General features: G+C 29.7%; 17 protein-coding genes and 1 other annotated feature. Of the genes, 11 read left to right on the top strand and 6 right to left on the bottom strand.

Translation table 11 applies throughout. The features are described 5' to 3' along the window. Positions 1 to 67 precede the first annotated feature (67 nt). Complete coding sequence (locus tag T483_RS0127510; protein WP_026889715.1) at positions 68 to 304, top strand: hypothetical protein; 237 nt, start codon at positions 68 to 70, stop codon at positions 302 to 304. 119 nt (positions 305 to 423) lie between these two features. Here the strand turns inward: T483_RS0127510 and T483_RS0127505 are convergent, their stop codons facing one another. Further along, a complete protein-coding gene (locus T483_RS0127505) occupies positions 424 to 1,533 on the bottom strand; it encodes an HD-GYP domain-containing protein (RefSeq protein ID WP_026889714.1) in 1,110 nt (369 codons plus the stop codon). Between the two features lie 469 nt (positions 1,534 to 2,002). On the opposite strand from T483_RS0127505, the gene murI reads away from it, so the two are divergent. The 5 genes from murI (at position 2,003) to T483_RS0127480 (ending at position 7,849) form a co-directional block, all read left to right on the top strand. Next, the gene (gene murI / locus T483_RS0127500) at positions 2,003 to 2,782 is read left to right on the top strand and encodes a glutamate racemase (RefSeq protein ID WP_026889713.1); all 780 of its coding nucleotides are present in this window, start codon (positions 2,003 to 2,005) and stop codon (positions 2,780 to 2,782) included. A gap of 106 nt (positions 2,783 to 2,888) precedes the next feature. After that, positions 2,889 to 3,413 (top strand): peptidylprolyl isomerase, encoded by a 525-nt coding sequence (locus T483_RS0127495; protein ID WP_026889712.1) that lies wholly within the window; start codon positions 2,889 to 2,891, stop codon positions 3,411 to 3,413. A 55-nt stretch (positions 3,414 to 3,468) separates the two neighbouring features. Further along, positions 3,469 to 3,840, top strand: a complete 372-nt coding sequence (locus tag T483_RS0127490; protein WP_023975945.1) for a DUF3783 domain-containing protein — start codon at positions 3,469 to 3,471, stop codon at positions 3,838 to 3,840. A 1-nt stretch (position 3,841) separates the two neighbouring features. Continuing rightward, complete coding sequence (locus T483_RS0127485; protein WP_026889711.1) at positions 3,842 to 4,510, top strand: helix-turn-helix domain-containing protein; 669 nt, start codon at positions 3,842 to 3,844, stop codon at positions 4,508 to 4,510. A 153-nt stretch (positions 4,511 to 4,663) separates the two neighbouring features. Then, positions 4,664 to 7,849, top strand: coding sequence for a S8 family serine peptidase (locus T483_RS0127480; protein ID WP_026889710.1), 3,186 nt, complete (start codon positions 4,664 to 4,666; stop codon positions 7,847 to 7,849). A gap of 132 nt (positions 7,850 to 7,981) precedes the next feature. Here T483_RS0127480 and T483_RS0127475 read toward each other — a convergent pair whose 3' ends face one another. Together T483_RS0127475 and T483_RS0127470 are read right to left on the bottom strand one after the other, a co-directional pair. Continuing rightward, complete coding sequence (locus tag T483_RS0127475; protein ID WP_026889709.1) at positions 7,982 to 8,950, bottom strand: radical SAM protein; 969 nt, start codon at positions 8,948 to 8,950, stop codon at positions 7,982 to 7,984. 57 nt (positions 8,951 to 9,007) lie between these two features. Then, positions 9,008 to 10,084 (bottom strand): YkvI family membrane protein, encoded by a 1,077-nt coding sequence (locus T483_RS0127470; RefSeq protein ID WP_026889708.1) that lies wholly within the window; start codon positions 10,082 to 10,084, stop codon positions 9,008 to 9,010. Between the two features lie 119 nt (positions 10,085 to 10,203). Between T483_RS0127470 and T483_RS0127465 the strand changes: the two genes are divergently transcribed. Both T483_RS0127465 and T483_RS0127460 read left to right on the top strand, forming a co-directional pair. Then, positions 10,204 to 11,133: a TIGR01212 family radical SAM protein gene (locus T483_RS0127465; protein WP_026889707.1), complete on the top strand. Its 930-nt coding sequence runs from the start codon at positions 10,204 to 10,206 to the stop codon at positions 11,131 to 11,133. A gap of 40 nt (positions 11,134 to 11,173) precedes the next feature. After that, the gene (locus tag T483_RS0127460; protein ID WP_026889706.1) at positions 11,174 to 11,890 is read left to right on the top strand and encodes a 2-phosphosulfolactate phosphatase family protein; all 717 of its coding nucleotides are present in this window, start codon (positions 11,174 to 11,176) and stop codon (positions 11,888 to 11,890) included. Between the two features lie 101 nt (positions 11,891 to 11,991). Here T483_RS0127460 and T483_RS0127455 read toward each other — a convergent pair whose 3' ends face one another. Then, positions 11,992 to 12,210, bottom strand: a complete 219-nt coding sequence (locus T483_RS0127455; RefSeq protein ID WP_026889705.1) for a (2Fe-2S)-binding protein — start codon at positions 12,208 to 12,210, stop codon at positions 11,992 to 11,994. 273 nt (positions 12,211 to 12,483) lie between these two features. On the opposite strand from T483_RS0127455, the gene T483_RS0127450 reads away from it, so the two are divergent. Beyond that, the gene (locus tag T483_RS0127450) at positions 12,484 to 13,167 is read left to right on the top strand and encodes a response regulator transcription factor (protein WP_026889704.1); all 684 of its coding nucleotides are present in this window, start codon (positions 12,484 to 12,486) and stop codon (positions 13,165 to 13,167) included. 3 nt (positions 13,168 to 13,170) lie between these two features. After that, on the top strand, positions 13,171 to 14,520 hold the full coding sequence (locus tag T483_RS0127445; protein WP_026889703.1) for a sensor histidine kinase: 1,350 nt from the start codon (positions 13,171 to 13,173) through the stop codon (positions 14,518 to 14,520). Between the two features lie 152 nt (positions 14,521 to 14,672). Here the strand turns inward: T483_RS0127445 and T483_RS30780 are convergent, their stop codons facing one another. Together T483_RS30780 and T483_RS0127440 are read right to left on the bottom strand one after the other, a co-directional pair. Beyond that, the gene (locus T483_RS30780; protein WP_347460442.1) at positions 14,673 to 15,008 is read right to left on the bottom strand and encodes a DUF2085 domain-containing protein; all 336 of its coding nucleotides are present in this window, start codon (positions 15,006 to 15,008) and stop codon (positions 14,673 to 14,675) included. A 35-nt stretch (positions 15,009 to 15,043) separates the two neighbouring features. After that, positions 15,044 to 15,346, bottom strand: a complete 303-nt coding sequence (locus T483_RS0127440; protein WP_026889702.1) for a zinc-ribbon domain-containing protein — start codon at positions 15,344 to 15,346, stop codon at positions 15,044 to 15,046. 262 nt (positions 15,347 to 15,608) lie between these two features. Beyond that, positions 15,609 to 15,856 (top strand) — a binding site (T-box leader). A gap of 93 nt (positions 15,857 to 15,949) precedes the next feature. Here T483_RS0127440 and ileS point away from each other — a divergent pair. Further along, the gene (gene ileS / locus T483_RS0127430; protein ID WP_026889700.1) at positions 15,950 to 19,063 is read left to right on the top strand and encodes an isoleucine--tRNA ligase; all 3,114 of its coding nucleotides are present in this window, start codon (positions 15,950 to 15,952) and stop codon (positions 19,061 to 19,063) included. Positions 19,064 to 19,226 lie beyond the last annotated feature (163 nt).

The following is a 19,226-nucleotide window of genomic DNA, read 5'->3' as shown; positions in this document are numbered from 1 at the left end:
TGACAAGTGAACATATGTTCTGTATAATACAATTAATGAACATATGTTTGCTAAGGAGATGTGTATTGTGGAAGAATGTGGGAACTTTTTTGTTAAGTTAAACTGTAAGAGTATTGATAATATTAGAAGCTTAATTATAGATAAACAGGGTAATTATATAAAACAACAAGAAAAATACATAATGTGTGCTGGAAAGTATGATAAAAATGGTTGGACGTTAGTTTTTAGAGCTAAAAGCTTTAAAGAAGCTGAAGCATTGGCAAATTTGAATCCATTTCTAAATAGAAGGCAAAGCATAAATTAAAAATACATAAAATCTAGATAAATTTTCATATTATATATTTAAACTTTTATTCATCAACTAGTGCAAAATTAAAAATATATAAAAAAATAAGCTACAAATTTTATAATTAGTAGCTTATTTTATATTTCGTATTTTATATCGGAAATAACAACTGAAAGATTTTCTATTAAATTGACCTTAGAACCAATTTTATTAGGATAATCACTCTTGAGTATCTTTATCGTTGGTCTTAGTGGGAAGTTAGGCATAGTCTCCTCAACGACTCCTATATCACCATTACTAAGGCTTACAATTGTTCCTTGAGGAAATGGTATAACAATTTTACAGAATACGTTAAGCATATCATGATCAAAAAGTGTACCAGCATTTGACATTAAGTATTCAAGTGCATCACTTGGACACATGGCTCTTTTATATGGTCTATCAGAAGTTAATGCATCATAAACATCTGCAATACTTACAATCCTAGCTAGATAGCTAATTTTATTACCAGATATGCTATTAGGATAACCTAATCCATCGAATCTTTCATGATGTTGTAGTACTATCAGCTTGATATGAGAACTTAAGCTAAAAAAGTTATTCAAAAATTTATACCCATATCTTGAATGGTTCTTTATCACTTCAAATTCTTCAGATGTTAATTTACCTGGCTTTTGAAGAATCTCGCTTGGAATGAATGACTTTCCTATATCGTGAATTAGTGCACCAATACAGAGATAAGTTAAATTGCGCTTAGAAAGATTTAAACTAATTCCAAGTATAAGTGATATTACAGCGACATTTACACAATGAGCATATGTATAATTATCCATGCTCTTTATATCAACTAAAGAAATTAATATATTTTTGTTTGATAAAACATTTTCTAATAATTCTTCCGCTATATTAGTAATTGAATTGAAATATTGCTGCTCTTGTTTTGTATATTCGCTAATACTTCTCTTTTCGAATTTATGAACAGAAGCTATTCTTTCTATATCGGAAAACGTCTCTTTAATTACAGATATAGATTTTTGCCTTAATTCTGGCTTTATAACATCTTCAATTTCAGCAGAACTATAGTCATCAATTATATATAAAGAGAATATTTTATATTCCTTAATTTTTTTCAATATAATATCGTTTAATAGAATACCGGCTCTAAGTAGACATCTACCATCAGGTGTATATATATCTTTGCCTAGCAATGAATTTTCTCTTACACATTCAATTGGAATTAATCGCATGATTATACCTCACCAAATTAATAATAATCATTATATCATAAATAACATGTAAATTTATACAATGATAATGCAAAAATGTTAAAATAATATCTAAAATACTCATATATATATAAATTTTTCATATAACATATAGGTTTATTTTGAATGAGATAGATTTTTTTGATAAAATTATATTTAATAATATGAATGAAGTAATTAATTAAATTAATTACTTTATTAATTATCAATATGGGTGAATGAAAACCAGAAATTATAGACATTAGGTAAATAAAGTAATAAAATGTTTGTAGATAAAATATGTTAAAGAATAATAAATCAGATTTATGTTTAATTTTATTATATTTAATTTTAATATATATTAATACTTGAAATCCAATCGCAATTATATTTATATATAGAATATAGTTTCTTATATCTGATTAGTTATTTGTGCATATCTAAATATTTGGAAAAATGGAGTGAGGACGTTTTGAATATAAAAACTAACCCCATAGGATTTTTTGATTCAGGGGTGGGAGGCTTAAGTGTGATGAGAGAAGCAATATCCATCATGCCTAACGAAAACTTTATATATTTCGGAGATTCACAGAATGCACCCTATGGAACTAAGAAAGTAAATGAAGTAAGGGATCTTACGCTTGATGCTGTAGAGTTTTTACTAAGTAAAAATGTTAAAGCAGTTGTAATAGCTTGTAATACTGCAACTAGTGCAGCAATAGAAGAAATCAGAAGTAAATATAATCAGATTTCAGTAATAGGAATAGAACCAGCATTAAAGCCAGCTGTTAAATTAAATAGAAAAGGTCCAATAATAATAATGGCAACTCCTATGACATTGAGAGAAAAGAAATTTAAATCATTAATGGATAAATATAAAAATGAGGCTGATATAATATCATTACCATGTGCAGGATTAGTAGAATTTATAGAACAGGGAATAGTAGAAGGCGAAGAACTAGAGAGCTATTTAAAGGAAAAATTTAAAAATTATTTAGATAATGATATAAGTTCTATAGTTCTTGGGTGTACTCATTATCCATTTATAAAAAAGGCCTTATCAAATGTTATTGGAGAGAAGATACCTCTTATTGATGGTGGACTTGGTACAGCTCAAGAATTAAAAAGAAAGTTAACAGAAAAATGTTTATTAAATGATTCTAAAGAAAAGGGGAATATAGAAATCTGTAATTCTATAAATGATGATAAAGTTATAGATTTTTGTTATAGTTTAATTAATTTTAGAATGTAAATATGATTCAGATTTATAGAAATAAATAATTATGAGTATGAATTGAAATTTACATTTTAGATAATAATATTAATTAAGATTGATATCGAGAGGAGAAATTTTAAAGATGAAGAATCCAATTATTACAATGACTATGGAAAATGGTGGGGTTATAAAAGCAGAATTATATCCTGAAATAGCACCAAATACAGTAAGAAATTTTGTAGATTTAATCAATAGAGGATTTTATGATGGACTAATATTTCATAGAGTTATTCCGAATTTTATGATTCAAGGGGGATGTCCAGAAGGAACAGGTACTGGCGGTCCTGGATATTCAATAAAGGGAGAGTTTACAAGCAATGGCTTTAAGAATACTTTAAAGCATACAAAAGGAGTTCTATCAATGGCTAGAGCGATGCATCCAGATTCAGCAGGAAGCCAATTTTTTATTATGGTAGCTGATGCTCCACATTTAGATGGTCAGTATGCATCATTTGGTAAGGTTATTGAAGGTATGGAAATAGCTGATAAGATTGTTTCTCAAAAAACTGATATGTCAGACAGACCTTATGAAGATCAAGTAATAAAAAGTGTTACAGTAGATATGCAGGGAGAGGAAATTAAAGCGCCAGAAATAATCGAAGATTAAAAAATATCATTCCATAATGTTATAGTCAATTAAAAGAAAAGAGGTGTCATGAATGATGGCTACAAATAATAAATGTATATTAGCATATGGACTAAAGGAAGATGAAATTAAAAAAATTGAAAGTCAAAATATTAAGGTCATAGAAATTAGTAATAATATGACGCTAATGACATTAGAAGATATAATTCATGGAAACAAAAATGAAGATTCTTATGAAGAAATGCAGTTGAGTGAAAAGGCACTTATTTTCAATGGCTTTAAGGATGAACAATTGAAAGTTACTATTAGATATATAAGAGGCTTTATTCAAGGTGGTGTGCTAGCTGTATCTACACCACAGAATTATAAATGGACTTTTAAATATTTATTAGAACACTTGGTTGAAGAAAGAGAATGGTATAAAGAACAACAAAAGGGGAGAAAATAAAGTGAGTCGTGTAGGAGAAAATATAAAACAAGCTAGAGAAAAGAGTGGACTTACAGTTAAAGCTTTAGCAAAAAAGCTAGGTGTAGCAGAAAAGTATTTAAATGAAGTTGAAATGGGAAGAAAAGTTGCCCCTGAATCATTAATAGATAAAGCAGCTAAGGTATTAAAAGCTGATTTAAATGATATAAGCATGGTTGTTACCGATGAAGTGTTAATGGAAGAAAGAAAAACCTTAAAGGAAATTCCAAAAAGAAATACAGAGACTTCAGAAGTTTGGACAGATGCGTTCTCATCAGTACTTAGAAGTGTTCCAATATATGATTACTCACTATCCAATAAAAAAGGTTCTAAAGAGATGCCTGTTCATTCGAATAAAATCGAGAATTATGCTCAAGATAAAGTATTTTATTTAGAAATTGAAGACGATGAAATGAATGGTTTTAGAATGCTAAAGGGAGATATTGCTTTTGCACATACTGTGAAGGATATAAGTAATAGTGGATTTTTCTTAATAGATTATAAGGGGAAAAGAAAAATAAGACAAATAAAAGTCTTAGGTAACTCTAAATTACTTTTAGTAAGTAATGCAGGAAGTCTTCTTACTGAAACTATGGAGCTAAAGGAAGTGGAAGTAATTGCTAAATTAGAGAGATTAGAGATTACTTTATAAAAAACTAATGTAAAAGCTCTTATATCAAGAATATTAAAATATAGCTAGAAACAGAGAGTAGTTGAAATTTTCAATTATTCTCTGTTTTTGTTACATTAAAACACTTTATTGCATAGTATATCTATGAATATATTTAATTAAGGTGTGGTAATTATGCCTGAATTGGAGACACAAATATCTTCAAAGGTAGATGCATCAATAGGATTATTAACTAACGTGCCCAAAGCTATATTAGATGAATTAGGTTATAAGTACCAGAGCCAGGGCAATAATGTAGAACTCACTATTTTATATAGAGATACTCAAGAACAAACAAAATCATTTGTTGAAAGTTTAGGAGGAACTTTTCAAGATTTGGGATTTAACTTTGCTGTTGTTAATATACCCAGAGATAAGTTAGAACAATTATCTATGAGTAATACCATTCAATATATAGAATTGCCAAAGAGCTTATATGAGCAGGATCAAGAAAGTAATAGAGCATCGTGTATACTTCAATTGTCTCCAGATTTTGATGTTTCAGGTGAGGGAGTATTAGTTGGATTTGTAGATTCAGGAATAGATTATACACATCCAGCATTTATGGATTCAACAGGAACATCTACTAGAATAGAATACATTTATGATTTAAGCACAGGAGGAAATGTATATAATAAGCAAATCATAAATGAAGCAATAAAATCTAACAATCCATTCTCACTAGTTCCATCAATAGATAATAGTGGACATGGAACTCATGTTGCAGGAATTGCATGTGGTGGAGGAAGAATAAATCCTATGTATAGAGGGGTGGCTCCTAATTCTTCAATAGCAATGGTTAAGGCTGCTAGAGGGACTGCTATTCTAAGTTCGCAGATTATGCAGGGAATTAAATTCCTTATGGATAAAGGTAAAGAGTTGAATATGCCACTAGTTATTAGTATTAGTCTTAGCACTAATGATGGAGCTCATGACGGAAGCAGTTTACTAGAGCAATACATTAGAACACTATCTAATTTAGAAAGAGTATCTATAGTTATTGCTGCAGGAAATGAAGGTGATGCAGGTCATCATGTTGGAGGACAATTAGTTAAAACACAAAGGCAAATTTTTAATATTGCAAGCGAAGAAAAATCAATAGTCATGAATTTTTATAAGACAATATTGCCGAATATATCAGTTAATATAATAAATCCAACAAGCCAGAGCAGCGGGAATATTAACATACAGGAAGGTTATATTCAAGGAACAATAGGTGGTGATAGATATGATATATATGTATCTGGACCTAAACCATTTGAATTGAATAGTGAAATCAGAATAATTCTTTCTGCTAGATCAGGCTTTCTTGTTGAAGGTGTATGGACATTGGAGATAAATGTTACTAATGAATACTTAGGAACATATTCAATATGGCTTCCAGTCTTAGAAGGATTAAATCCTGCAACTAAGTTTTTAGAACCCAATCAATATAATACGCTAGGTATACCAGCGACAGTAGATAATATAATAGCTGTAGGAAGTTATAATTATAGAACTAATAACTTATCATCATTTAGTGGAAGAGGTGCACAAGATCAGAATATAGTAAGACCTGATTTAGTAGCTCCAGGAGAGGATATTGCGGGACCAGTACCCAATGGGGGGTATGACAATAAAACAGGTACGTCAATGGCTACGCCTCAGGTGGCTGGAATATGTGCATTAATGATGCAATGGGGAATAGTTAAAGGAAATGATCCATATTTATTTGGTCAAAGGTTAAAGTATTATTTATTAAGAGGAGCTAGAAGAAGACGTACAGATGTAACATATCCAAATCCTTTATGGGGATATGGTGAAGTGTGTATATTCAATAGTTTAAGAGCGTTACAAAATGATTTAAATGCTATTTTGACCAGGGGAAATATAAATTGGAGAGATATACAGGTAACAAATAATACACTTAATAAATATAATATCCTGAGAAAAAATATAAAGAGGAAAGTTATGGAGAATACGAGTAGTGGAAATACGTCAACAAATATCGGTAGATTAAAGATTCAATGTTTCAGAGGGGATGATTATATTCCAATTGATGGAGCCAGAATAACTGTAAGAACACCAGAAGGATCTGAAAGTGTTAATAGTATTCAGCTAGTTACAGATTCAGTTGGATTGACACAAATAATAGAATTAACAGCACCGCCTTTAGAATATTCTTTGAATCCCAATAGCAACCAAGTACCCTATAGTTTGTATGATATAACAGTTGAAAGAGATGGATTTAATCCAATAGTAATAAGGGGGTGTCAAGTATTTCCTACACAAGTTGCCTATCAAATTTGTAATTTGACAAGTAACTCAGGAAGGGGAACGATGAGACAAGAGGTTATAAATATACAACCAAATACTTTGAATGGAAATTTCCCACCCAAAATACCAGAGGATCCAGAAAAGCAGTTGCCACCACCAAGTTCGGGAGTTGTATTGCCTCAGCCAATAGTTCCAGAATATATTATTGTACACCAAGGTGGACCAAATGATCCATCAGCACCAAATTATAAAGTACCTTTTAAAGACTATATTAAAAATGTTGCTTCCAGTGAAATATATTCAACTTGGAATGAGTCTGCTATAAGAGCAAATATCTTCTGTATTGTATCATTTACGCTAAATAGAATTTATACAGAATGGTACAGGGGGAAAGGAAAGAATTTTGATATTACTAGTTCAACAGCTTATGATCACGCATTTAATTATGGAAGAAATATTTACGATAGTATAAGTGCTATTGTAGATGAAATATTTTCTACTTATATAAGGAGAGTTGGTGCTAAACAACCACTTTTAACACAATATTGTGATGGAAAGAGTGTTACTTGCCCTCAGTGGTTAAGCCAATGGGGAAGTCAGCAATTAGCTCAACAAGGAATGGTTCCATATGATATTTTGAAAAATTATTATGGAAATGATATCGAACTAACTACAGCTGAAAAGGTTTCTGGAAGCCCACAGTCATATCCTGGTGAACCACTTACTATAGGATCTTCAGGTCCAGCAGTAAGAACTATTCAGAATCAATTGAATAGAATAGCTAGAAATTATCCATTGATCCCTAAGGTTGCTGAGGATGGACAATTCAATCAAAAGACGGCAGATGCAGTTAAAACATTTCAACAAATATTTACCTTACCACAGACTGGGATTGTTGATTATGCAACGTGGTATAGAATATCGGACATCTATGTTGGAGTATCAAGGATAGCAGAACTTAGAGATTCTTCAAGTTTAAGAAGCACGCTTGGAATGAATGAATTTATACCTCCGATTATACCAGGTTTAGATAATAAAAGAGGAATTCCTAAGTTTTATTATTAGAATTATATTAGGATGGTTTTTAGATGTAGAAGCAGTTCCCATTTTCTCTGTCAGCTATATTATATAGCTGTGATTAGAATAGGAGCTGCTATAATTAATGAAATTACTAGAAGATATATGTATGATAAAATTTTATTTTTCTATTCCTTCTAGATTAAATTCAGGAATGAAATCAGAGATGTTAGCACCTTCATCTTGTATAAATCCATTAACTACGCCAATATCTAAAGCATAATTGATTAGGCTATCGTAGTGTTTTGGATTAAGTTTCTTATTTATTTCTGGATAATTGCAAGCATTAAACATAGGAATATATTGATTCATTAGGCTTATATAAATATCAGTTTTATATCTATTATATAGAAGATCTATTATTTTTTTTGAATCAAAAAGTAGTCCAGGAAGCATCAAGTGTCTTACAATAACTCCCTTTAGTATATTTCCTTTTGAATCAAACTTGGGAGTGCCAACCTGATTTAGCATTTCATCTATTATTTTAATAGCATTGGAAGCATAATCATTAACTTTAGAGTATTTTAGAGAATACTTATTATCAAAATATTTGAAGTCCGGCAAATAAACATCAATATATCCATCCAATAATTTTATGGTTTCAATAGAATCATAACTATTGGTATTATAAAGGATTGGGATAGTTAACTTATTTTTTTTAGCTATTTTTAAAGCCTCAATTATTTGAGGAACATAATGTGTTGGAGTAACTAAGTTAATATTGTTTGCACCTTTTTCCTGAAGTTCTAAAAAAATTTCAGAAAGTCGTTCAATAGATATTTCAGCGCCAACAACTGGTGTATTTTTAATACTATTAGTATTAAAATCAGAAGAAGATGAACTAACATTAATTCCCTGACTTATATTATAGTTTTGGCAAAATACGCATTTTAGATTACAGTGAGAAAAAAATACAGTACCAGAACCATTTCCTTGAGAAATAGGTGGCTCCTCCCAAAGGTGAAGGGAAGCTTTAGCGACTTTTATACTATTCCCGGCTTTACAATATCCTATTTCACCATTATTTCTATTTACTTTACAATTTCTATTACACAAAGTACATTCATTTAATAAATCTAAATAATTCATTTATATCAAATCCTTTAAGAATAATTATTAATATATTTTATAAAAATTATATCATAATTATTTGATTTGAGTTGTGTTAGTGAAATCCTTCTTATGTTTAAGAAAGAATAATATACATTGGAATATAAAAATCAAACTTAATAGCCCGAATATAGGATATAACTTAGTTATAAGATTTCCAAATCCAAATTGAGAAATTAAAAGAGCAAGACTTATTACGATAAAAATAGCCTTTTTAAATTTTATATTAAATGTTTGTTCTAAGGTTTTACTTATAGAATATATGTCAGAAACTTCAGTTGAAAACATCTCTAACCAGATTATAACAAGTAGCAATGCTTGAATTAAGTTACCAAATCTATTAGCAACAAAAAGTAAAGGAATCTCGTATTTGTATATATAAGGCTGATTAATTGTTAGTAATAAGTTTATCATCAAACAAAGTATAGTTAATCCAATTGCACCGGTAACTATTCCAGCAATCATTATCTTACTTTTTTTCATCTGAGTGCTAAGTGGTACTAGGACTCCTGAAGCTGAAAGTGTATTATATCCAGCGTAAAGCACTGTAGAAAAAAATATTCCAGTTTTTTGTTTTGGAAAACTAGCGATATTAGTTAACGAAACTGTATTTCTGCAAAAGGCAAAATACAAGACTGTGATCAAAGTAAGAGTACAAATTAAGCCTGGAACAATAAAGGAATTAACCTCAATTAATCCTTCAGTATCTCTGAGTAGAAAAAATATCGCTATTGCAATCATTATTAATGATCCAATTATTTTGGGTATCCCAAAAAACTGATGGATCAAAGCACCACTCCCAGCAAGTATTATAGATGCGCTGGAAATAAGAAAAAGGGTTGTTATAAAACCAGTAATCTTACCAAATATATTAGGACTTATTATATTCATAACATCACTATAAGAGCTAAGATTATAATTAATACTTATTCTAGAAATTATAGAACTTATTAAGATGTAGAAAATACCACAACCTATAATTCCTATGAAACTAGATATACCGTATTGAGTAAAAAATTCTGTAATTTCTTTTCCAGAAGCAAGACCGGCACCAACGATTGTTCCAATAAATACCGTGGCAACTTGAAATACTTTTATCATTTCCTTTTTCAATATTTATCCCCCTTAAAGAATGTTCCTTTTACTAAATATATAAGGTTTACTTTTAATTTATTCTTTAAATGTTACAATATTTAAAGAAGGTATATTAAACACATAAAAAAGGAGGAAACATGAACAGTTTTTGGGATGGAAAAAGATATCATAGTTTAAACTATTTTTTAAGAAATAAATTTGGCGAAAAAGTATTTAAAATATCTTTAGATGGAGGCTTTTCTTGTCCTAATAGAGATGGGAAGATAAGTAACGGAGGATGCCTTTTTTGTAGTGAAAGAGGTTCAGGGGATTACGCCGGTGACAGGGAATTGTCTATTTCAAATCAATTTCATAATATAAAGGGTATGATGTCACAAAAGTGGAAAAGTGGCAAGTATATAGCTTATTTTCAGGCTTATACAAACACTTATGCACCTATTGATGAATTGAAAGAAAAATATGAAGAGGCATTAAATCAGGAAGGAGTTGTAGCCATTGCAATAGCTACAAGACCTGATTGTTTAGATGATGATGTATTAGATTTATTACAAGATATAAATAATAAGATCTATCTTTGGATAGAACTTGGACTTCAAACTTGCAATGATGAGACTGCTAAAAGAATTAATAGAGGATATAAATTAGATGTATTTGAAAATGCAATGAGAAAATTAAAAGAGAGAAATATTGATGTAGTAGTCCATGATATCTTAGGATTACCAGGCGAGACTAAAGAGGATATGTTAAGAACAATAGATTATATAGCTCATTCAGGAGCTAAAGGAATCAAGCTACATTTATTACATTTAATGAAGCAAACACCAATGGTAAAGTTATATGAGACAGGAGACCTTAAGTTTCTATCACAAGATGATTATATAGAACTTGTGACTCACGGAATAACATTGCTTCCCAAGGATATGGTAGTCCATAGATTAACGGGTGATGCACCTAGGGATCTTTTGATCGGACCAATGTGGAGCTTGAAAAAATGGGAAGTTTTAAATTCAATAGACAAGACTTTAGAAGACAACAACTCATGGCAAGGAAAAAATTTCAAAGAGTAACTATTTATTAATTCTAATGATTAGAAATGGAGTAAGTAAAATGAAAATAGATATTATAATCTCAGCAGATGATATAGTTGAAAGTAGAGTAAAGGATAAGATTGCAGTTATAATTGATATATTTAGAGCTACCTCTGTAATTATTACAGCACTAGATAACGGGGGAAGAGCAGTTATTCCCTATTTGACTATTGAGGAAACACTGGAATATGCAAAGAAACTTAGTAGAGAGAATTATATTTTAGGTGGAGAGAGAAAAGCTGTTAAAATTGACGGCTTTGATCTATCAAATTCACCATTAGAATATACAAAAGAAAAAGTCGAAGATAAAATAGTGCTTATGACTACAACAAATGGAACAAGAGCTTTAACAAAGTCAGTTGAGGCTAAAAGAGTTTTTATAGGAGCTATGATAAATGGAGAATCAGTGGCGAAAAGGTTGATTGATATAAATGATGATGTGGTTATTATTAATGCAGGAACAAATGGAAACTTCTCAATGGATGATTTTATTTGTAGTGGATATATAATTAATCAAATGCTAGATGTTAATAGAAATATAGAGTTAACAGATATAGCAAAGACAGCCTGTATGATATATAAAAAAAATATAAATATCTTAAGCTATGTACGAGAAGCATCTCACTATTCAGTAATGAAATCCTTAGGATTAAATAATGATATTGAATATTGCATAAAAAAAAGCATCATAGATATAGTTCCAGAATATAAGGATGGAAAAATAACTTGTGAATGAAAAACTGTTTAAGATTATAATTAAAAGCAAAACACATACATGATTTATTTAATCTGTATGTGTTTTGCTTTTCTAATTTACTATGAGTAAAAGTTTAATGATTATATGTTTTCTCTTGATTGCTTTAGTAAATCATTTATTCGCGGAGAACAATTTCTACCTCCGCATGAACCACTGCCTGCCCCAGTAGCTTTTTGGACCTCTTTTATAGTAGAAGCACCATTTCTAATGGCCTCTTTAATTTTTGATCTAGGTATTGCCTTACAAGTGCAAGTTTTTGTTAATTTATCTAAAATTGCTTCATTCAAATTATTTTCCATAATAGTATCTCCTAAAAACATTTTTTAAGTTAATTGAAAAACTAACTTTATCTTAATTATACATTTTATAATCTAAAATAAAAGTATAGTTAATTAATATTATAACAATAATTATAAAAAAATATCCTATATTAAATAATAATTTTTATTATTATATTAATATCGTCTTAAACAAATTAAGCGAGTGTTAAGAAAACTAGTATATAATTAGGCTGAGTTTAAAAAATTAATTATAGGAACTTTATTTTAAATATTTGGTTTGGAGTGAAAATAATGATAAAGGTGTTACTTGTGGAAGATAATATAGAAATAAGTCAAAATATAGTTGAATACTTTAGAGATGAGTTAGAAATTAAAGCAGTGTATAATGGGTCAGATGCAATGGAATGTTTAAGCAGTTATAACTATGATATTGTTATATTAGATCTTATGTTGCCAGAAGTAAGTGGAATGAGTGTTTTGAGTCATATATCTAAAAATTGTTTAAATACAGGTGTGATTATACTAACAGCAAAAGAAGAGCTTGGTGATAAGCTTAAAGCTTTTAGTTTAGGAGCAAATGATTATCTAACTAAACCCTTCTTTATGGAGGAGTTGAAAGCACGAATTAATTCAATTCTAAAGAGCATGGGTAAAGTTAAAAGAGCTAATCTTCTTGAGTTCAAAGATATGCAAATCGATATGAAAGTGAAAAAGGTATATATAAGTACAAATGAATTGGAATTAAATGAAAAGCTATATAAGCTATTAGAGTATATGGTTATAAATAAAGGTGTATTACTATTTAAGGAACAAATATTTGATAATGTATGCGGATATAATAGTGATGCGGCAACAGAAATAATTGAGGTTTATATAAGCAGATTAAGAAAACAGTTAGGAACTTTTGGGTATGGAAAGTATCTTATAACTAAAAGAGGAATGGGATATTTGTTGGATGAAAGTATAGAGGATTAATGTATGAAGAAAGATATATTTTTATCTACAAAGAAGAAAATCATAGCTACGAGTACAAGTATAGTTTTTGGGTGCTTAATAGTATTTGCAATAATAACACAGGTATTATACTCGTCTAGAGTACTAGATGTTATAGATCATCAGCTTTTAGAGCAGAAAGAGATTTTAACTAAGGAACAATTTAATCCAAATTACTATGAATATATTTTTAATGAAGATAGGCATAATTTAGATGGAGATTTACATAAAGATGAATTTAAAAATCCAGATGTAGGAGAAAATTCACATAGACCAGAGAATTTTGATGGAAAATTAGATTCAAAGCCTAAGCATATACCTCCAAATCTTATTGTTATTGTGTATAAAAACAATGAGTTTGAAACAATGAGTAGAAATTTATATTTTAGTAAAGATAATCTGCCAACAATTTCAAATGATGCGAAAAATGAAGTGGTTACGGTAATAAATAATGGCTATAACTTTAGAGAAATTGTTATTAGTAGTGGTGATTATAAGATACAAGTTATTGCTAATATTGATTCAGAAGTAAATTCTATAAATAGATTGAGATATTCGATAGCAGTAAGTCTTATAATACTAATTATAATTGCAATAATTCTTTCGGCTTATCTTTCAACAAAAGTCATAAGGCCAGTTAGGGAAGCCTATGAAAAGCAAGTTTATTTTGTTCAAGATGCTTCTCATGAAATGAGAACACCGTTAGCTGTAATAAAGGGTAAGTTAGAGCTATTAGCCCACTCTTGGGGAGATACTATAGATGATCATTTTGAGCATATTTCAAAGATGATGAGTGAAGTTAGGGGGCTAGAGAAGTTGAATAGCGATTTGTTATTATTATCTAAAGAAGATCTAGACTTGTCTATAAATATAACAAAATTTAAATTAAATGATTTAATTAATGATATAAGCGAATTTTATTTTGATTTAGCAGAAATTAAGGAGAAAATATTTAAAGTTGCTAAGCCAGAAGAAGAAATATCAGTTCAGTGGGATTATGATAAGATAAAGAGAGCAATTATAATATTAATCGAAAATGCATTTAAATATACAGGTGAAGATGGTGAAATAAACCTTGTTATTGAGGATGTAAATAAGCATATTAAGATCATGATTATAGATAACGGAATAGGTATTAAGAAAGATGAACAAAAGCGAATATTTGATAGATTTTATCGAAGCGATATAGTTAGAGGACAAAATATTAATGGAACAGGAATTGGTCTTAGTCTATTGAAATCCATCTCAAAGAATTTTGGTATTAAGTTAAAAGTAAATTCAGAATATGGGGTCGGATCTGAATTTATATTATTGATTCCTAAAATAATTAAATAAGATAATACTGAGAAAAGTTATTTAATTGCTAAAAGGTCTATAAAGTTATTTTATACAAAAATGTAAAGCTATCTAAATCATTGAGAATATCAGATTTAGATAGCTATGTTTTATATTAGTATTATTATAACTGTAATAATAAATTAGTACGGTTATATATGAATAAAATTATAAAACCAATGCCCAGATTGAAGGCCTAAAACTATTGCCAACCTAAATAAACATATAGTTGATATGCCTGCTAAGATTCCGGTAATTAATCTCCTTGTATTAGTACTCTTAAAGTACATGAGATATTGACCAAATCCATCAATTAAAAGAGGGATCATTAGTAACAATTCTATAATTATATGAATGTTCTTAGATAATATTACGTATGTGAGCCCGAGAATGTATCCTAGTAATATTCCTGTGCATCGTGCACATAGTGGAAACTGATAACCTCTAAAAAAGAATGATCTTTCAGGTAACTGATGGCAGAAAAACATATAGTTTAAAACTTTTTTACGACTAAACATTTAATTTAGTATGACGATAAGCTTCCTAGTATTCCGAATACAAAAGCTAGAACATAAAAGATTATCCAGACAATTATTCCACCGATCATCCATTTACATACGAGGCTGGCACTTTGAGGCTTTTCATCTTTCCATAAGAAGTATAAGATTATGCCTACTACTGGAAAGCAGCAAGATGCAATTCCAGCTAGATGAGATGGATTGTCTAAAGCATTTTTAGAAGATAGATTATTACCAGTAGCAACACCACAATGTATACATACGGCAGCGTTATCATCTATTTGTTGTCCGCAATTCTTACAAAACATATATTTCCCCCTTTAAGAAGATACTGTTATATTAGTAGAGTATAGTATTGTCAATAATACAACTTATGAACAAATATGTAGTTATATTCATGAAAATATTTAAATTTATATCTTAGTTAAGTTATAAAATTACTAAAATGACATCACATTAATTTGAGGAAATTAGGATTCAATTACTTTATTACATTAATTAGTAATAAAAATACAATTAATGGTGATCATGAATTGACATTTAAAAATCATTAATATATAATTATTAAAATAAAAGACGATGATTAGGAAAAGTATCTTAGATATTATTTTTAGAGAGTAGCTGGTTGGTGTAAAGTTATAATAGATCTTAGAGAAAATCACCTAGGAGTTGGAGGCTGAAAGGTTTAATGCCGAATAAGTTATCACGTAGAGCCTGCGTTAAAGGATAGAGTATGTATGTACTTGAAATAAAACATTTAATTTTGTATTTAAATGTTTTAACCTTAGGTGGTTTGCGAATTCAACTTCGTCCTTTAGGATGGAGTTTTTTTATGTTTAGAAAAGTATGCAATAAGGAAACAATTCTTAAAGAGAACAATATAATTTACTCAGCTGAAAGGGGAATTTTTAATGTACAATAAGGTAGATTCATCAAAAGGTACCGTGAAAATTGAAAAAGACATAGCAAAGCTTTGGACAGAAAAAGACATAATAAAAAAGAGTTTTGATTCAAATTCAGATGGAGAATATTTTACTTTTTATGACGGTCCACCAACGGCAAATGGAAAGCCACATGTTGGACATATTTTGACAAGAGTTATGAAGGATATAATTCCAAGATATAAAGTAATGAAAGGGTATAAGGTTCTTAGAAAAGCCGGATGGGATACTCATGGGCTTCCAGTAGAGTTAGAAATAGAGAAGAAACTTGGAATTTCAGGAAAAGAGCAAATAGAGGATTTTGGTGTAGAGAAATTTGTTCATGAATGTAAAGATAGCGTATTTTCATATGTAAGTCTATGGAAACAAATGTCTGAACAAATTGGATTCTGGGTAGACATGGATGACCCATATGTAACATATCATGATAACTATATTGAGTCTGAATGGTGGGCTTTAAAGCAAATGTGGAATAAGGGATTATTGTATAAAGGGCACAAGGTAATGCCTTACTGTCCACGATGTGGAACAGCACTATCATCTCATGAAGTTGCTCAAGGATATAAGGATGTTAAGGATTTAACTGCAACTGTAAAGTTTAAAGTTAAAGGCGAAGAAAATAAATATATATTAGCGTGGACAACAACTCCATGGACTTTGCCATCTAACTTAGCATTATGTATAAATAAATCTTATACATATGCAGAAGTAAAGGTAGGAGAAGAAATTTATATCTTAGCTAAAGATTTAGTAGGTAAGGTCTTAGGAGATACTGAATACGAAATAGTTAAAGAATTTAAAGGTGAAGAATTACTAGGTACTGAATACGAACAATTATTACCTTTTGCAAAAGTTGAAGGAAAAGCTTTCGTAGTAATTCATGGAGATTATGTAACATTATCAGATGGTACAGGAATAGTACACATTGCACCAGCTTATGGTGAAGACGATAGTCTTGTTTCAAAGAAAAACGGAATTGCATTTATAAATCTAGTAGATACAAATGGTAATTTTGTTGACGAGGTTACTCCATGGGCAGGAAAGTTTGTTAAGAAGTGTGATGAAAGTATTGTTAAGTATTTAGAAGAACGTAATCAATTATTTAAAGCACAAAAGCATACTCACTCATACCCACATTGCTGGAGATGTGATACACCACTTTTATACTATCCAAAAGATAGCTGGTTTGTTGCAATGACTAAAATGAGAGATAAATTACTTGAAAATAATAATAAAATAAATTGGTATCCTGATAACACTAGAACAGGAAGAATGGGTAAGTTCCTTGAAAATGTTATTGATTGGGGTATCTCAAGAGATAGATATTGGGGAACACCACTTCCAATATGGCAATGCGAATGTGGTCACCAAGAGTGTATTGGTAGTAGAGAAGAACTAGAAGAAAAAGCAACTACAGATTGTAAGGGAATTGAACTACATAAGCCTTATGTAGATGGAATAAAATTAAAATGTCCACATTGCGGTAAGGAAATGAAGAGAACTCATGAAGTTATAGATTGCTGGTTTGATTCAGGATCAATGCCTTTTGCACAATGGCACTATCCATTTGAAAACAAGGAAACCTTCGAGAGGAATTTCCCAGCACAATTTATTTCCGAAGCAGTTGACCAAACAAGAGGTTGGTTCTATACATTGCTTGCAATTTCAACATGCTTATTTGACACAAATTCATTTGAAAATTGTATAGTATTAGGTCACGTTTTGGATAAAAAGGGACTTAAGATGTCTAAACATAAGGGAAATGTAGTAGATCCTTTTGAAGTATTAAATAGTCAAGGAGCGGATGCTACAAGATGGCACTTCTATACTGCAAGTGCACCATGGCTTCCAACAAGATTCTCTGTTGATGATGTTGCAGAAGCTCAAAGAAAGTTCTTAGGAACATTATGGAACGTTTATTCATTCTATGTTTTATATGCAGAAATAGATAATTTTGATCCAACTAAGTATGCTGATTTCGTTTCAGATAATATAATGGATAAATGGATAATATCTAAATTAAATACATTAATCGAAACAGTTGATGATGGATTAAATACTTATAAAATTACTCAAGCAGCATTAGCTATTGAAGACTTTACTGATGAATTATCAAATTGGTATGTAAGAAGAAATAGGGCAAGATACTGGTCACAAGAATTAACAAACGATAAGATAGGAGCTTATGTAACTTTATATAAGGTACTAACAAATTTAATTAAGGTGGCATCACCATTTGTACCTTTTATGACTGAAGAAATTTACCAAAATTTAGTTGTTAACCTTGATAAAAATGCTCAAGAAAGCATTCATTTATGTACTTGGCCAGAAGTTGATAAGACTGCAATAAATAAGGAATTAGAGAAAGAAATGGATTTAGCATATACACTTGTTAAGCTTGGAAGAAGTGCTAGAAATGCTGCAAATGTTAAGAATAGGCAACCACTTTCTGAATTACTTATATCAACAAAATCTCTTCCAGATTATTATGGAGATATTGTAAAGGAAGAATTAAATATCAAGAAGGTTGAGCTTGGAGCAGATCTTTCAAAATATGTTAACTTTGAAATAAAGCCTAATCTACCTGTTATAGGTAAGTTGTATGGAAAATTAATTCCTCAAATTAGAAAGGCAATTTCTGAAAAGAACCAAATGGAATTAGCTCAAAAGATTCAAAATGGTGGAAGTGAGACTATAAATGTTAATGATACAGAAATAGTCCTTACAAATGAGAATCTTTTAGTTACAATGCAAGGTTTAGAAGGTTATGCATTTGCTGGAGAAGGTGAACTTGGAGTTGTTTTAGATACAACTGTAACACCAGAACTTCAAGAGGAAGGGCATGTAAGAGAAGTTATTTCAAAGATTCAAAATATGAGAAAAGATAAAGGATTTGAAGTTGCGGATAGAATAAATCTGTATGTATCAAATAACGAGATGTTAATTGATATTATTAAGAAATTTGAACAAACAATAAAGAAAGAAACTTTAACTTGTGAAGTTCTTTATAATCAAGAATCTAATTATTCAGAAACAGTTATAAACAGCGAAACATTAAATATGAATGTTGAAGTTGTAAAATAAAAACTAAAATGACTAGGAATAAAAGATTTTATTAAAATTCCTAGTCATTTTGGTATCTATATACATATTCTATATGATTTTGATATATATTTCTTATATAAGATTGTAAATTAGTTAATATGTTTATAAATTTAAGATTAAAAACTATGATTTTTGACAAAAC

Source organism: Clostridium beijerinckii HUN142, assembly GCF_000621745.1.
In the GTDB taxonomy this organism is placed as follows: Bacteria; Bacillota; Clostridia; order Clostridiales; family Clostridiaceae; genus Clostridium; species Clostridium beijerinckii_A.
This window is presented reverse-complemented; position numbering and strand designations above follow the sequence as displayed.

Coding starts and splice junctions, on each gene's coding strand:
- T483_RS0127475 (WP_026889709.1), bottom strand. CDS start 8,950: ATGAATTATTTAGATTTATTAAATGAATGTACTTTGTGTAATAGAAAT.
- T483_RS0127440 (WP_026889702.1), bottom strand. CDS start 15,346: ATGTTTTGTAAGAATTGCGGACAACAAATAGATGATAACGCTGCCGTA.
- T483_RS0127465 (WP_026889707.1), top strand. CDS start 10,204: ATGAACAGTTTTTGGGATGGAAAAAGATATCATAGTTTAAACTATTTT.
- T483_RS0127490 (WP_023975945.1), top strand. CDS start 3,469: ATGGCTACAAATAATAAATGTATATTAGCATATGGACTAAAGGAAGAT.
- T483_RS0127480 (WP_026889710.1), top strand. CDS start 4,664: ATGCCTGAATTGGAGACACAAATATCTTCAAAGGTAGATGCATCAATA.
- T483_RS0127445 (WP_026889703.1), top strand. CDS start 13,171: ATGAAGAAAGATATATTTTTATCTACAAAGAAGAAAATCATAGCTACG.
- T483_RS0127450 (WP_026889704.1), top strand. CDS start 12,484: ATGATAAAGGTGTTACTTGTGGAAGATAATATAGAAATAAGTCAAAAT.
- T483_RS0127505 (WP_026889714.1), bottom strand. CDS start 1,533: ATGCGATTAATTCCAATTGAATGTGTAAGAGAAAATTCATTGCTAGGC.
- T483_RS30780 (WP_347460442.1), bottom strand. CDS start 15,008: ATGTTTTTCTGCCATCAGTTACCTGAAAGATCATTCTTTTTTAGAGGT.
- T483_RS0127495 (WP_026889712.1), top strand. CDS start 2,889: ATGAAGAATCCAATTATTACAATGACTATGGAAAATGGTGGGGTTATA.
- T483_RS0127460 (WP_026889706.1), top strand. CDS start 11,174: ATGAAAATAGATATTATAATCTCAGCAGATGATATAGTTGAAAGTAGA.
- ileS (WP_026889700.1), top strand. CDS start 15,950: ATGTACAATAAGGTAGATTCATCAAAAGGTACCGTGAAAATTGAAAAA.
- T483_RS0127455 (WP_026889705.1), bottom strand. CDS start 12,210: ATGGAAAATAATTTGAATGAAGCAATTTTAGATAAATTAACAAAAACT.